Genomic DNA, 14,741 nt, shown 5'->3' with positions numbered 1-14,741 from the left:
TCATATCTCCTGGATGCGCCGATCCCACCCTCGCCCGGCAGCCGCCCCGCCTGCGCGGGGCGGCTGCCGGGGGTCAGCGAAGGGTGCCGTTGGTCATGCCGGCGGGTTCCTCTGGGACGGCGATGAGGCCCAGTTCGGCGGGAGAGGCCGCGAGCGGGTGGTGCGGGACCGCGCGGACCGTGTAGCCGAAGGCGCCCGTGCGGTCGAGCGGGACCGTGCCCGTGTAGTGGGCGCGGCCGTCGTCGTCGGCCGAGTCGGGGCTGAGATCCACGTAGTGGGGGTGGATGAGCTCGTCGTGTTCGCCCACCCGGCCGTAGGCCGCCTGGACGCGGACGTCGGTGGTGTCCAGGTCTCCCAGGGCGATGGTGGCGTGGATCATCAGGGTGGCGCCCACTTCCGGCGTGTCGCCCACCCCTGAGGCCTCCACGTGTTCCACGCGGACCCCCGGCCAGGCCCTGGCGAGGCGCAGACGCCAGGCGGCGTACGCCTTGGCCTGGCCGTAGGAGTCGGCGGACAGGGCGCGCGCGGAGGCGGCGGCGGGCGAGTAGAGGCCGACCACGTAGTCGCGCAGCATCCGGCCCGCCAGCACCTTGGGGCCGAGCGAGGTGAGCGTGTGCTTGACCATCTCCATCCACCGGCGCGGCGGCCCGGAGGCGCCACGGTCGTAGAAGCGGTCGGACACCTCGTGCTCGATGAGGTCGTAGAGTCCGGCGGCCTCGAGCTCGTCGCGGCGGTCGGTGTCGGAGACGCCGTCGGCGGTGGGGATGGCCCAGCCGTTGGTGCCGTCGTACCACTCGTCCCACCAGCCGTCGCGGATCGACAGGTTGAGCCCGCCGTTCAGCGCCGACTTCATGCCCGAGGTGCCGGAGGCCTCCAGCGGGCGCAGCGGGTTGTTGAGCCAGACGTCGCAGCCCTGGACCAGCAGCTGCCCGAGTGCCATGTCGTAGTCGGGCAGGAACACGATCCGATGCCGCACCTCGGGCGAGTCGGCGAATTTCACGATCTGCTGGATGAGCTTCTTGCCGCCCTCGTCAGCCGGATGGGCCTTGCCCGCGATCACGATCTGCACCGGCTTGTGCGGGTCGAGCAGCAGCGAGGTCAGCCGCTCGGCATCGCGCAGCATGAGCGTGAGCCGCTTGTAGGACGGCACCCGCCGGGCGAAGCCGATGGTCAGCACCTCGGGGTCGAGCGCGTCGTCGATCCAGCCCAGCTCGGCGTCGGAGGCCCCGCGGTCGCGCCAGGACTTGCGCAGCCGTACCCGGGCGCCCTCGACCAGGCGGCCGCGCAGCTTGCCGCGGATGTCCCAGATGTCGGCGTCGGAGATCTTCTCCACGCCCTCCCAGCCGCGCGACCTCTCCAGCACCGACGGCAGCTCCCGCCCCGCCAGCTCCATCAGCTCGCGGCCCACCCAGGTGGGCGCGTGGACGCCGTTGGTGATCGAGCCGATCGGCACCTCGTCCACGTCGAAGCCGGGCCACAGGTCCTTGAACATCTCCCTGCTGACCTCGCCGTGCAGCTCGGACACGCCGTTGACGCGCTGGGCCAGGCGCATGCCCATGACGGCCATGTTGAAGCGGCCGGGCTCGCTCTCGGCGCCGAGCGCCAGGATGCGCTCCACGGGCACGGTCGGCCAGGCGTTGTCGCCGCCGAACTGCCGCTCGATCATCTCCACCGGGAACCGGTCGATGCCGGCGGGCACCGGCGTGTGCGTGGTGAACACGGTGCCGGCGCGGACCGCCTCGAGTGCCTCGTCGAAGCTGAGCCTGGCCTCGGTCAGCTCCCTGATCCGCTCCAGGCCGAGGAAGCCGGCGTGGCCCTCGTTGGTGTGGAAGACCTCGGGGTCGGCGTGCCCGGTGATGCGGCAGTAGGCGCGGATGGCCCGCACGCCGCCCACGCCGAGCAGGAGCTCCTGCATCAGCCGGTGGTCGGTGCCGCCGCCGTAGAGCCGGTCGGTGACGTCGCGGGCGGCGGTGTCGTTGTCGGCCACGTCGGAGTCGAGCAGGAGCAGCGGCACCCGGCCCACCTTGGCGACCCAGAGCTGGGCGTGCAGGGCTCGCCCGTCGGGCAGGCCGATGCGGATCTTGACCGGGGTGCCGTCGTCCTCCTTCAGCAGGCTCAACGGCAGGCCGCCGGGATCCAGCGACGGGTAGTGCTCGAGCTGCCAGCCCTCGGGCGAGAGCGACTGGGTGAAGTAGCCGTGCCGGTAGAGCAGGCCGACGGCCAGGATCGGCACGCCCAGGTCGCTGGCCGTCTTCAGGTGGTCGCCGGCCAGGATGCCCAGGCCGCCCGAGTACTGGGGCAGCGCGGCGGCTATGCCGTACTCGGGAGAGAAGTAGGCGATGGCGCGGGCGGCGTCGGGCAGAGTCTGGTACCAGCGTGGCGCGGTCATGTACTCGCGCAGGTCGTCGGCGGCGTCGGCGAGCCTGCGCAGGAAGCGCCGGTCGCCGGCCAGCTCGGAGAGCCTGGCGGGGCCGACGGCGCCGAGCAGCGCGACCGGATCGTGGCCGACCTGCTCCCAGAGCTGGGGGTCGACCTCGGCGAACAGGTCAAGCGTCTCGGGATGCCAGGACCAGCGCAGGTTTTGCACGAGCTCGCCGAGGGCGGCCAGCTCCGCGGGCAGGACGGTGCGGACGGTGAACCGGCGGATTGCTCTCACGTTTCTGAACCCTAGGGGGTAGTCGGGACCTCTGACGTCCTTCACCGGGGACATGCCGCTTGAAACCCCTTCCGCGAAGAAGCATGAAGAGAGAGCATTGGGGCATCTCCCGCATATGGCTATCCCGGGCGCGACTCGGGATGCTGGTCCGCCGTTAGCCGCCCTCGAGATGCAAGGATCGTTCTTGCCCTGGAAGCCTCCGGCGACGCCTGACGTGCCGCCGCAACCGAGAGATGCGATGATCGGTCGAATTCCCATCACGGACATCCACCCCGTAGTCGACTGCGGGCAGTGGGCCGCCAAAGCGGTCGCCGGTGAGACCTTCGAGATCGCCGCGACCGTCTTCCGCGAGGGCCACGATGCCGTGGCTGCGGGGGTGGTACTCACCACACCCGACGGACAGCGAGAACGCCTGAAACCGATGCGCGAGCAGGCCAAGGGGACCGACAGGTGGGACGTGCCCGTGTGCCTGCCGTCCGAGGGCGAGTGGCAGTTCCGGGTGGAGGCCTGGAGCGACCCGATCGCCACCTGGCTGCACGACGCCGAGATCAAGATCCCGCGCGGCATGGACGTGGATCTGATGTGCGAGGAAGGCGCCCGCCTGTTCGAGCGCGCCGCGAAAGCCGTACGGCTGGCCGACTGCCCTGCCCCGCAGGAGGGCAACGGCCGCGGCAAGAACGGCGGCGAGGGGGCGTGCGGGCACCGGGCGGCGCTGCTGGCCGTCTCGGCGACCCTGCGGGATGAGAACCTCGACCCGCGGGCGCGGCTGTCGGTCGCGCAGCTGCCGGAGACGGCGGCGCTGCTGGCGGCGCACCCGCTGCGGGACATGGTGACGCGCTCGAAGCAGCAGCGTATCCGGGTCGACAGGCGCAGGGCGCTGTACGGCTCGTGGTACGAGTTCTTCCCCAGGTCCGAGGGGGCGATCGTCAACGATTCCGGCATCTCCAAGTCAGGAAATCTCCAGACCGCGGCCAAGCGGCTGCCCGCGGTCGCCCGGATGGGCTTCGACGTGGTCTACCTGCCGCCCGTCCACCCGATCGGCAGCACGTTCCGCAAGGGACGCAACAACACGCTCAGCCCGGAGCTGGACGACCCGGGCTCACCGTGGGCCATCGGCTCGGAGGACGGCGGGCACGACGCGCTCCATCCCGACCTGGGCACGATCGACGACTTCGACGAGTTCGTCGACCGCACGCGGGAGCTGGGCATGGAGGTGGCGCTGGACTTCGCGCTGCAGTGCTCGCCCGACCACCCGTGGGTCAAGGAGCACCCGGAGTGGTTCACGATCAGGGCCGACGGGTCGATCGCCTACGCCGAGAACCCGCCCAAGAAGTACCAGGACATCTACCCGATCAACTTCGACAAGGACCCCGAGGGGATCTACGCCGAGGTCAGGCGGGTGCTGCGGCACTGGATGGACCACGGGGTGCGGATCTTCCGGGTGGACAACCCGCACACCAAGCCGGTCGCCTTCTGGGAGCGGCTGCTGGCCGACATCCGCACGACCGACCCTGACGTGATCTTCCTGGCCGAGGCGTTCACCCGGCCGCCGATGCTGCAGATGCTGGCCAAGGTGGGCTACCACCAGTCGTACACGTACTACACCTGGAAGAACTCCAAGTACGACGTGGAGACCTACCTGACGGAGCTGGCCCAGGAGACCTCGTACTTCCTGCGGCCCAACCTGTTCGTGAACACGCCCGACATCCTGCACGAGTTCCTGCAGCAGGGCGGGGTCCCCGCGTTCAAGCTGCGGGCGGTGCTGGCGGCGCTGGCCTCGCCCACGTGGGGCGTCTACTCGGGGTACGAGCTCGCGGAGAACGTCCCGGTCCGCCCGGGCAGCGAGGAATACCTGGACAGCGAGAAATATCAGTACAGACCTCGCGACTGGGTCGCCGCGGAGCGAGAGGGCCGCAGCCTCGCGCCCTTCATCACCCAGCTGAATTTGTTCCGAAGAGCCCATCCGGCACTCCAGGAATTGCGTAATCTACGGTTCCACCAGGTCGACCACCCGGACATGATCTGCTTCTCCAAGCGGCTGCCCGGCGCCTACGATCCGGCCACACGAAGGCACGGGCTGGGCGACGTCGTTCTGGCGGTCGTCAATCTGGATCCACACAACACCCACGAGGCGACGGTCGAGCTCGACCTGCCCGCTCTCGGTCTCGACTGGAACGCCGAGTTCGTCGTCGACGACGAGCTGTCGGGCGAGTCGTATCGTTGGCGGCAGAGGAACTACGTCCGCCTCGATCCCCACATCCAGCCAGCCCACATCCTCACCGTACGAGCCGCGCCACGGTAGATCAGAATTCAGCGGGGAGTCTTCAACATGCGTGAAAACACCTCCTTCTCGGGCGAAGCCTCATGAGCGCTGCCCCCATCCCCAATTCTTTCGACGAGGAGAAGCCTCGCGATCCTTACTGGTACAAGCGAGCGGTCTTCTACGAGGTGCTGATCCGGGGTTTCGCCGACTCCAACGGCGACGGCACCGGCGACATCAAGGGCCTGATCAGCAAGCTCGACTACCTGCAGTGGCTGGGAGTCGACTGCCTGTGGCTGCTGCCCCTGTACGAGTCGCCGCTACGCGACGGCGGCTACGACATCGCCGACTTCATGAAGATCCTCCCCGAGTTCGGCGACCTCGGCGACTTCGTGAAACTGGTTGACGAGGCGCACAAGCGCGGCATGCGGGTCATCGCCGACCTGGTGATGAACCACACCAGCGACGCCCACCCGTGGTTCCAGGCATCCCGGCACGACCCCGAGGGACCATTCGGCGATTTCTACGTGTGGTCCGACTCGGACGAGCGCTACCAGGATGCCAGGATCATCTTCATCGACACGGAAGCGTCCAACTGGACCTACGACCCGGTGCGCGGGCAGTACTACTGGCATCGCTTCTTCCATCACCAGCCGGACCTCAACTACGAGAACCCGGCGGTGCAGGACGCGATGCTCGAAGTGCTGCGTTTCTGGCTCGACCTGGGCATTGACGGGTTCCGGCTGGACGCCGTGCCGTACCTCTTCGAGGAAGAGGGCACCAACTGCGAGAACCTGCCCAGGACCCACGAGTACCTCAAGCGGGTCAGGACCGAGGTCGACCGGCTCTTCCCCGACAGGGTGCTGCTGGCCGAGGCCAACCAGTGGCCGTCGGACGTGGTGGAGTACTTCGGCGACCCGGTGGGCGGCGGCGACGAGTGCCACATGGCCTTCCACTTCCCGCTCATGCCGCGCATCTTCATGGCGGTGCGCCGCGAGTCCCGCTACCCGATCTCCGAGATCCTGGCCCAGACGCCGAAGATCCCGGAGAACTGCCAGTGGGGCATCTTCCTTCGCAACCACGACGAGCTGACGCTCGAGATGGTGACGAGCGAAGAGCGCGACTACATGTACACGGAATACGCCAAAGATCCGCGCATGCGGGCAAATGTCGGGATTCGTCGCAGACTCGCCCCTCTGCTGGAGAACGACCGCAACCAGATCGAGCTGTTCACCGCCCTTCTGCTGAGCCTGCCGGGCTCCCCGGTGCTGTACTACGGCGACGAGATCGGCATGGGCGACAACATCTGGCTCGGCGACCGCGACGGCGTCAGGACCCCGATGCAGTGGGATCCCGACCGCAACGCCGGGTTCTCCGACTGTGACCCCGGCCGCATCTACCTGCCGGTGATCATGGACCCGATCTACGGCTTCCAGGCGATCAACGTCGAGGCGCAGCAGAAGAACGCCGCCTCGTTGCTGCACTGGACGAAGCGGATGATCGAGATCCGCAAGCGGCACCCGGTGTTCGGCACGGGCGAGTTCATCGAGCTCAACTCGTCGAATCCGTCCGTACTGGCATTCGTCCGCGAATTCGGTGATGATCGCATGTTGTGCGTCAACAACCTCTCGCGGTTCCCACAGCCTGTGGAGCTCGACCTGCGGAGATTCGTCGGCGTCTCGCCCGTCGAGACGATGGGCGGGGTCCCATTTCCAGCGATTGGCGAACTTCCGTATCTTTTGACGCTTCCTGGGCATGGTTTCTACTGGTTCACCCTCCCACCGGCCGCCGTCCAGGAGGAGTAAGACGTGCTTGAGGAGCTCCTTGCCCGTTGGATCACCCATCAGCGCTGGTTCGCGGGCAAGGGGCGCCCGATCGACTCGCTCGGTGTCGAGTCCGATCTCACGCTCCACGCCGACGACCCGGGGCTCCGGCATCTGATCATCTCTGTCTGGCAGGCGGGCTCCCGCGACCGCTACCAGCTCCTGCTCGGCACGCGGACCGAGCTGCCAGACCGCCTGTCCCACTCCCTCATCGGGGTGGATGACGGCACCTACTACTACGACGCCGCGCACGACCCGGCCCTCACCTGCTGGCTGCTGGAGGGGATGGCCACCGACCGGGCCTGGGACGGCGTCCGATTCCGCCACATGCACGGCCTCGACATCGACACCTCGCTGCGCAGCCTGGTCCTGGGCGCCGAGCAGTCCAACACCTCGCTGGTGTACGGCGACGCCTACATCTGCAAGCTCTTCCGCCGCCTCATCCCCGGCGTGAACCCCGAGCTGGAAGTGGTCACCGCGCTGGCCGAGCGCGACGCTCCCCATATCGCCCGGCCGTACGGGTGGATCGAGACCGACCTGGACGGCACGGCCACGACGCTGGCCTTCATGCAGGAGTTCCTGGCGACCGCCAACGACGGGTGGGGGCTGGCGCTGGCCAGCGTCCGCGACCTGTACGGTTCGCTGCCCGAAGTGACCGGCGAGCTGGCCGGCGGCGACTTCGTCGCCGAGTCGCGGCGGCTGGGCATGGCCACCGCCCGCATCCACGTGGAGCTGGCCGCAGCCTTCCCGACGGATGTGATGGACCCGGCCGAGGTCAGGCGGATGGCCGAGGGTTTCCTCCGCCGGCTGGCCCTGGCCACCGCCGAGGTCCCGGCGCTGCGCGAGAACGCCGAGGTGGCCGAGGCGGCGTTCCTGGCGGTGGAGGGGCTGTCCAGGCCGGTCCCGGTGCAGCGCGTCCACGGCGACTACCACCTGGGCCAGGTCATGCGGACGCCGACCGACTGGATCGTGCTCGACTTCGAGGGCGAGCCGGGGCAGCCGCTGGCCGAGCGCCGGGCGCTCTACTCGCCGCTGCGGGACGTGGCGGGCATGCTGCGCTCCTTCGAGTACGCCTCGCGCCACCTGCTGGCCGACCACCCCGACCCCAAGCCCCTGGAGCCCCGGGCGGCCGAGTGGGCCGACCGCAACAAGGCCGCCTTCCTCGAGGGGTACACCAAGGGCGGCGGTCATCTGGACGCCGCCGACGCCACGCTGCTGCGCGCCTTCGAGCTGTCCAAGGCCGTCTACGAGGTCGTCTACGAGGCCCGCAACCGGCCCAGCTGGCTGCCGATCCCGCTGGCCGCCTTCCAGGAACCCGAATGAGATGATGGGGTCATGGTCCTCGACCCGCACCTGCTCGCATTGTTCATGGTGACCACGGTCATCGCGATGATCACTCCGGGGCCGGACATGCTGTTCATCCTGGGGTGCGGGATGCGCGGCGGCCCGCGTGCGGGGCTGCTGGCCACGGCCGGGGTGGCCACGAGCGAGGCCGTCCACGTCGCGGTGGCCGCCGCGGGCCTGGCGGCCCTGTTCGCCGCCGTCCCGCTCGCCTTCACCGTGGTCCGGGTGGTCGGCGCCGCCTACCTGATCTACCTGGGCGTGCGGACGATCCGCCACCGCAAGGACACCCAGGGGCTGGATCCCGCCTCCGGCCCGCGGATCTCCGGTCGGCGCGCCTACCTCAACGGGCTGGTGACCAACCTGCTCAACCCGAAGATGGTCACGTTCACGATCGCGTTCCTGCCGCAGTTCATCAGCCCGGCGCTGGGCCACGTGTGGCTGCAGTTCGCGGTCCTCGGCGTGATCCTGATCGTGCTGGAGTTCATCGTCGACGGCACGGTCGGGGTGCTCGCCGGGCGGATCGCCGGCTGGCTGCGCCGCCGGCAGGCCGCCAAGCGCGGCATCGACATCGCCACCGGCGGCATCTTCATCGGGCTCGGCATACGCCTGGCCGTAGATCGCTGACGTGTGCAGCTGGCCGTCGGACGCCGAGGAGTACGGCGGTCTGTCGATCGCTGACGTGTGCGGCAGCCCGTCGGACGCCAAGGAGTACGGCGGCCCGTCGATCGCTGACGTGTGCTGATCACAGGCGGCGGTGCGCGTAGCCCGCGGCCTCGGTGCGGTTGCGCACGCCGATCTTGGCGAAGGCGTTGTTGATGTGCGTTTTCACCGTGGTCTCGGCGATGACCAGGGTGGCGGCGATCTCGGCGTTGTTGAGCCCGCGCGCGATCAGGCGCAGCACCTCCACCTCCCTGACCGTGAGCCCGTCGGGCGGGTCCGCCACCGGGCCAGGCTCCCGGCGTGACAGGGCCTCGACCAGGCGCCGGGAGACCGGCTCGGCGAACGTGGACTGCCCCGCCGCCGCCGAGCGGAGCGCGGCCGCGATCTCGGCCCTGCCCGCGTCCTTGGTGAGGTAGCCGCGGGCGCCGGCCAGCAACGCGGCGGTGATCGACTCGTCGTCGTCGTAGGTGGTCAGGACCAGGACGGCGACCTCGGGGTGGTCGCGGGTGATGCGCCTGGTGGCCTCGGCGCCGTCCATGACGGGCATGCGCAGGTCCATCAGGACCACGTCGGGGCGTTCGGCGGCGACCAGGCGCAGCGCCTCCTCGCCGTTGGCGGCGTCGCCTGCCACCTCGATGTCGTCCATCAGTTCGATGAGCGCCACCAGGCCCTCGCGCATGATCTGCTGGTCGTCCACCACCAGCACCCTCATCCCGGTACCTCCGCCGTGACCCGCCACTCCCCCTCGCGGGGTCCCGCCTCCAGTGTCCCGTCGATCAGCGCCAGCCTCTCCCGCATCCCCGCCAGCCCATACCCGCCCAGGCGGGGTTCGCGGTGCTGTGCCGTACCGGGGAAGGGGTTGTGGACGCGGAGGGTGACGGCGCGGTCGGTGAAGGTGAGGGTCATCGACACAGGCAGGGCAGGAGCGTGTTTGGCGGCGTTGGTGAGCGCCTCGCGGGCCGTGCGGAGCAGGGCGACCTCGACGGCCGGCGCGACGGGGCGGGGCGTGCCGGCCGTGCGGGCGTCGACCTGCGTGTCGTGGTCGCGGCGGTGCGCGGCGGCGAGCGCCGACAGGGCCTCGGGCAGCGGCGGCACGTCCTCGCGCAGCGCCGCCACCGCGGCCCTGGCCTCGATCATCCCGTCGGTGGCCAGCCGCAGCGAGCGCCTGACCCGCTGGGCGGCGCCCTCGACGTCGCCCTTCTCGGTGAGCATGGCGTCGGCCACCTCGAGCTGCACGCGCAGCGCGCCCAGCGAGTGGGCCAGCACGTCGTGCAGCTCCCTGGCGATCCTGGTCCGCTCGTCCAGCGCCACCGCCCGCGCCCTGTCGAGCTGCCCCTGCCGGAACTGCCGCCGGTGCAGCGCGAACAGCAGCGTCATCACCAGGACCGCCGCGTGCGTGGCCATCGACGTGGGATCCCTGCCGAACCACAGCATGCCGCCCAGCATGAGCGCCATGTCCGCGGCGGCCACGGCCAGGATCGCCCACACCGGAGGCGTCAGGTGCGCGGCGAACAGCAGCAGCGTGGCGAACAGGAAGATGATCCCCTCGCTGCCGTCGGGCCCGACCGCGAGCGCCGCCACGGCGGAGCCGAGCGCGAGCGCCGCCAGCGCCACCCGGTGCGCCCGCCTGTCCAGCGCCACGAAGCCCAGCCAGCAGGCCAGGCTGACGCTCAGCGCGGTCCACACCAGCGCCGGCGCGGCGGCCGGGGCGGCGAAGGCCAGAGTCAGCCCGAGCAGCACCGTGATCACGTATCTGACCAGCTGCCCCGTCTCCGGGTCGTCGGCCGACAGCAGGCGCTTGACCCGCTCCCACACCTCCGCCATGTCGTTAGTGCGATCCCCTCATGTTGAGAATCATCTCCACCATCAGCAGGCGGAACGCGATGAACCCGACGACGACCACCGCAGCGGCCACGATGAGCGCGATGATGACTTTCCCGTTCATCTTCCCTCCGTTCGCCTCCAGGATTCGCCGGAGCACGTAGAGCACTTTGTCCATGCCGCGAACCTAGGAAGCGACCCGGGTGGAGCCGTACCTCCTAATGGTGGAGATCCGGGTGGAGCTCCTCGAAGAGGCTGGACAGCGACTGGTCGCCGTGGCCGCGGGCGACGCGGCGAGCCGTCAGGTCGCGCAGCGGCGCCAGCAGCTCGAACGGGACGCCCTGCTCGTCGAAGGCGCGCGTGAGGTTGACCAGACCTGAGGCGTTGATCTCCAGGTTGGACACCTCCGTGGCGTACGACTTGGCCTCGATGTCGCGCGCCCAGGCCGGCAGCAGCTCCAGCATCGACCGCATCCACGGCACCAGCCGCGTCCGGGTGAACTCCACCGGCCCCACGCCCGCGGCGTCCACCAGCGCCGCCGCCTGGAGGAATCCGGCGATCTGCCCGTACATGCCGGTCAGCATCGCCAGGTCCTGCAGCGAGGCCATCCCGGGGTCCTCCCCCAGATAGCTCGGTACGGCCAGCGGCTCGAGCACCGCCTGGTACTGCTCAAAGGCCGCCCGCGACCCGCTGTAGAGGATCGAGGCCCCCGGCCCGCCGATCATCTGGGGCACCGCCATGATCCCGCCGTCCAGGTACTCCACCCCGCGCCCGGCGGCCCACCCGGCCGCCTCCCGCGCCTCGGAGGGCCGCCCGGTGGTCAGGTTCACCAGCACCTTGCCCTCCAGGTCGACGCCGTCGAGCGTCTCGTACACGGCCGGGTAGTCGAGCACGCAGGCGATCACCAGCCGCGCCGCCGCCACGGCCTGCGCCGGGGTCGAGGCGCGAGCCACCTCCAGCTCCGGGGCCCGGCCCGGCGTCCTGTTCCACACGGTGACGGAGTGGCCCGCCGCCGCCAGGGTGCGAGCAAGCGCCCGCCCCATCAGTCCAAGCCCGAGAACGACCACAGTTTCCGACATCTCACTACTCCTTTCAGATGGTCTTCACCCTGGCCGGGGCGCGTTATGGTCGGATTTCGATGGGGTTATGGGGGGATGGATGCGGTTCGGGGTGCTGGGCCCGCTCGCGGTCTGGACGGACGACGGCGAGCCCGTCGCCGTTCCCGAGGCGAAGGTCCGCCTGCTCCTGGCCGTGCTGCTGGCCGGCCGCGGCCGTCCCGTCTCCACCGGCCGCCTGGCCGAGGATCTGTGGGGCGAACGGCCGCCCGGCAACGCGCTGGCGGCGCTGCGGGTGAAGGTGTCCCAGCTGCGCAGGATCCTGGGCAAGGACGCGATCACGTTCGGCGCCGCCGGCTACACACTGCACGCCGGAGCCGTGGACGCCGACCACTTCCAGGACCTGGTCGCGGGGAAGGCGTTCACCGAGGCGCTGGCGCTGTGGCGCGGGCCCGCCTACGCCGGGTTCGAGGACGAGGAGTTCGCCAAGGCCCCGGCGGCCAGGCTGGAGGAGTTGCGCCTGGCGGCGCAGGAGGAGCTGGCCGGGCTCCGGCTGGAGCGCGGGGAGCACGCCGCGCTCGCCGCGGACCTGGGCGACCTGGTGGCCTCGCACCCGCTGCGCGAGCGGCTGCGCGCCGTACACCTGCGCGCCCTGTACCGGGCCGGTCGGCAGGGCGAGGCGCTGGCCTCCTACGAGGATCTGCGGGTACAGCTGGCGGACGGGCTCGGCGTGGACCCCTCGCCCGAGCTGACCGCCCTGCACCAGGCCATCCTGCGGCAGGACCCCGGCCTGTCCCTGGCCGAGCCGCCGCGCACCAACCTGCCGGCCCCCGTCAGCGACCTGATCGGGCGGGAGGAGGCCGTGGCCGAGGTCAGGGCCCTGCTCGAGGGCAACCGGCTGGTCACGCTGACCGGGCCGGGCGGCGTGGGCAAGACGCGCCTGGCGCTGGAGGCGGCGGCCGAGCCGGGCCTCGCCTTCCCCGGCGGGGTGTGGCTGGTGGAGCTGTCGTCGCTGAGCCCGGGTACCACCGTCGAGGTGGCCGAGGCGGTGGCCGGGGTGCTCGGGCTGCGCGACGACGGGACCGAGCCGGTCGAGCAGCGGCTCGCGGGCGTCCTGCGGGGCGCCGAGACACTGCTCGTGCTGGACAACTGCGAGCACGTGGTGGACGAAGTGGCCGCGCTGGCCGGCCGCCTGCTGCGGGCCGCGCCAGGACTGCGGGTGCTGACCACCAGCCAGGAGCCGCTGCGCATCGCGGGCGAGGCGGCCTGGAGCGTGCCCCCGCTGCCGCTGGAGGCGGCGGTGCGCCTGTTCAACGCCCGCGCGGGCCTGGCCGACTCCGAGCACGACAGTGAGGCTGTGGCGGAGATCTGTGCGCGGCTGGACGGGATCCCGCTGGCGCTGGAGCTGGCCGCCACCCGGGCGCGGGTCCTGACACCGCGCCAGCTGGCCGACCGGCTCGACGACCGGTTCGGCCTGCTGGCCGCCGGCAAGCGCGACGCGCCCGCCAGGCAGCGGACGCTGCGCGCGATGATCGACTGGAGCTGGGAGCTGCTGCCCGATCAGGAACGCCTGGTCCTGCGCCGCCTGGCCGTCCACGCCGACGGCTGCACGCTGGAGGCGGCCGAGGCCGTCTGCGCCGAGCCCGGGCTGGACGTCCTGCCCCTGCTGGCCAACCTCGTCGACCGCTCTCTGGTGACGCGTACCCCCACCGGCCGCTACCGGCTGCTGGAGTCCGTCGCCGCCTACTGCCGCGAGCGCCTGGCCGAGGCGGGCGAGCAGGCCGCGGTCGAGCTGCGCCACGCCCGCCACCACGCCGCCCTCGCCGCCCGCGCCGCTCCCTGCCTGCGCGGCGACGACCAGCGCCGCTGGCTCGCCGTCCTCGACGCCGAGGCCGCCAACCTCCGCGCCGCACTGGAAACCGCCGTACGGCAGGCGACGGCGTCCGACCTGGAGCCCGCTGTACGGCAGGCCGCCGCGGACACCGCGTCCCTGCTGGTCGGCTCCCTGGCGTGGTACTGGATCCTGCGCGGCCGGCTCGGCGAGGCCCAGCGGGCACTGGAGTCGGCGCTGACCGTCTCCCCCGACGCCCGCACCGAGGTGTGGCTGGCCGGGCTGCGGATGCTGGCGGGGCACGGACCGGCGCCGGGCGGGCGGCGGCACGAGGAGATCGCGGACCCGCTGGAGCGGGCGCGGGCCGGCTGGTTCCTGGCCTTCTCGCTGTTCGGCTACGACGACGCCGCGACCGTGGAGGAACTGCTCGGCGCGGCGCTGAAGGAGTTCGAGGCGCACGGCGACCGCTGGGGCGTCGCCGCCGCGCTGAGCGTGCGGGCCAGGCTGGCGCTGTTCCGCGGCGACCTGGCCGCGCTCGAACGCGACGGCGAGCGCGGACTGGCGCTGTTCCGCGAGACGGGCGACCGGTGGGGCGAGGCGCGGGCCGCGGAGAACCTGGCCACGCTGGCCGAGATCACCGGCGACTACGCCAGGGCCGAGGAGCTGCGCGGCGAGGTGCTGCGGGCCGCCGAGGAGCTGGGACTGGCGGCCACGGCGACCGACGCGCTGTCCAAGCTGGGCAGGATCGCGTTGCTGACCGGCGACCTGGAGCGCGCCGAGGACCTGCACGAGCGGGCCAGGCGGCTGGCGCTGGCGCAGTCGAACCGGCCCGCGCAGGAGTTCGCCGAGATCGGGCTGGCCATCGTCGCCCGCAGGCAGGGGCGGCTGGAGGAGGCCGAGCGGTACCTGCGGACCTGGCTGGGCTGGGTGCGCGAGGTGGCGGGCGATCCAGGCGCCGCGTTCATCCTGGCCGAGCTGGGTTTCGTGGCCGAGCAGCGGGGCGACGCCGAGGCCGCGCTCGGGCTCCACCGCGAGGGGCTGGAGACGGCTCGCCGTACCGGGGATCCGCGGGCGATCGCGCTGGCGCTGGAGGGGCTGGCCGGGGCGCACAGCCTGCGCGGGGATGCGGCGGAGGCGGAACGGCTGCTTGCCGAGGCCGGGGAGCTGCGGCTGTCGGTGGGCGCGCCGCTGCCGCCGGGCGAGCGGGGCGACGTCGACCGGATCGCCGCTCGGATCCGGGCGCTCTGACGAGGGATTACACCGGTTTTCCTGATCGCGGGATCCGCTTTGG

General features: G+C 71.2%; 10 protein-coding genes. 5 read left to right on the top strand and 5 right to left on the bottom strand.

Translation table 11 applies throughout. From position 1 onward, the window contains the following. Positions 1 to 73: 73 nt before the first annotated feature. On the bottom strand, positions 74 to 2,656 hold the full coding sequence (gene glgP, locus ACIBHX_RS16780; RefSeq protein ID WP_397067985.1) for an alpha-glucan family phosphorylase: 2,583 nt from the start codon (positions 2,654 to 2,656) through the stop codon (positions 74 to 76). 238 nt (positions 2,657 to 2,894) lie between these two features. On the opposite strand from glgP, the gene ACIBHX_RS16775 reads away from it, so the two are divergent. The 4 genes from ACIBHX_RS16775 (at position 2,895) to ACIBHX_RS16760 (ending at position 8,707) form a co-directional block, all read left to right on the top strand. Further along, on the top strand, positions 2,895 to 4,958 hold the full coding sequence (locus ACIBHX_RS16775; RefSeq protein WP_397067984.1) for an alpha-1,4-glucan--maltose-1-phosphate maltosyltransferase: 2,064 nt from the start codon (positions 2,895 to 2,897) through the stop codon (positions 4,956 to 4,958). A gap of 62 nt (positions 4,959 to 5,020) precedes the next feature. Further along, on the top strand, positions 5,021 to 6,721 hold the full coding sequence (gene treS / locus ACIBHX_RS16770) for a maltose alpha-D-glucosyltransferase (RefSeq protein WP_397067983.1): 1,701 nt from the start codon (positions 5,021 to 5,023) through the stop codon (positions 6,719 to 6,721). Between the two features lie 3 nt (positions 6,722 to 6,724). Continuing rightward, the gene (locus tag ACIBHX_RS16765; protein WP_397067982.1) at positions 6,725 to 8,062 is read left to right on the top strand and encodes an aminoglycoside phosphotransferase; all 1,338 of its coding nucleotides are present in this window, start codon (positions 6,725 to 6,727) and stop codon (positions 8,060 to 8,062) included. A 12-nt stretch (positions 8,063 to 8,074) separates the two neighbouring features. After that, complete coding sequence (locus tag ACIBHX_RS16760) at positions 8,075 to 8,707, top strand: LysE family translocator (protein WP_397067981.1); 633 nt, start codon at positions 8,075 to 8,077, stop codon at positions 8,705 to 8,707. Between the two features lie 118 nt (positions 8,708 to 8,825). Here ACIBHX_RS16760 and ACIBHX_RS16755 read toward each other — a convergent pair whose 3' ends face one another. Genes ACIBHX_RS16755 through ACIBHX_RS16740 form a run of 4 tightly spaced genes read right to left on the bottom strand, consistent with a single transcriptional unit; the run spans position 8,826 to position 11,643 of the window. After that, complete coding sequence (locus ACIBHX_RS16755) at positions 8,826 to 9,455, bottom strand: response regulator (RefSeq protein WP_397067980.1); 630 nt, start codon at positions 9,453 to 9,455, stop codon at positions 8,826 to 8,828. After that, entirely contained in the window at positions 9,452 to 10,567 is a 1,116-nt protein-coding gene (locus ACIBHX_RS16750; RefSeq protein WP_397067979.1) for a sensor histidine kinase, read from the bottom strand. The genes ACIBHX_RS16755 and ACIBHX_RS16750 overlap by 4 nt, the downstream gene beginning before the upstream one ends. Positions 10,568 to 10,571: 4 nt before the next feature. Further along, the gene (locus ACIBHX_RS16745; RefSeq protein WP_397067978.1) at positions 10,572 to 10,742 is read right to left on the bottom strand and encodes a hypothetical protein; all 171 of its coding nucleotides are present in this window, start codon (positions 10,740 to 10,742) and stop codon (positions 10,572 to 10,574) included. A 40-nt stretch (positions 10,743 to 10,782) separates the two neighbouring features. Continuing rightward, a complete protein-coding gene (locus ACIBHX_RS16740) occupies positions 10,783 to 11,643 on the bottom strand; it encodes an NAD(P)-dependent oxidoreductase (protein WP_397067977.1) in 861 nt (286 codons plus the stop codon). Between the two features lie 79 nt (positions 11,644 to 11,722). Between ACIBHX_RS16740 and ACIBHX_RS16735 the strand changes: the two genes are divergently transcribed. Then, positions 11,723 to 14,698, top strand: a complete 2,976-nt coding sequence (locus ACIBHX_RS16735; protein WP_397067976.1) for a BTAD domain-containing putative transcriptional regulator — start codon at positions 11,723 to 11,725, stop codon at positions 14,696 to 14,698. Positions 14,699 to 14,741 lie beyond the last annotated feature (43 nt).

It is taken from the genome of Nonomuraea sp. NPDC050536 (assembly GCF_044457685.1).
GTDB lineage: Bacteria > Actinomycetota > Actinomycetes > Streptosporangiales > Streptosporangiaceae > Nonomuraea.
The sequence above is the reverse complement of the archived record's forward strand: the minus strand, read 5'-3'. Positions and strand labels throughout refer to the sequence as shown.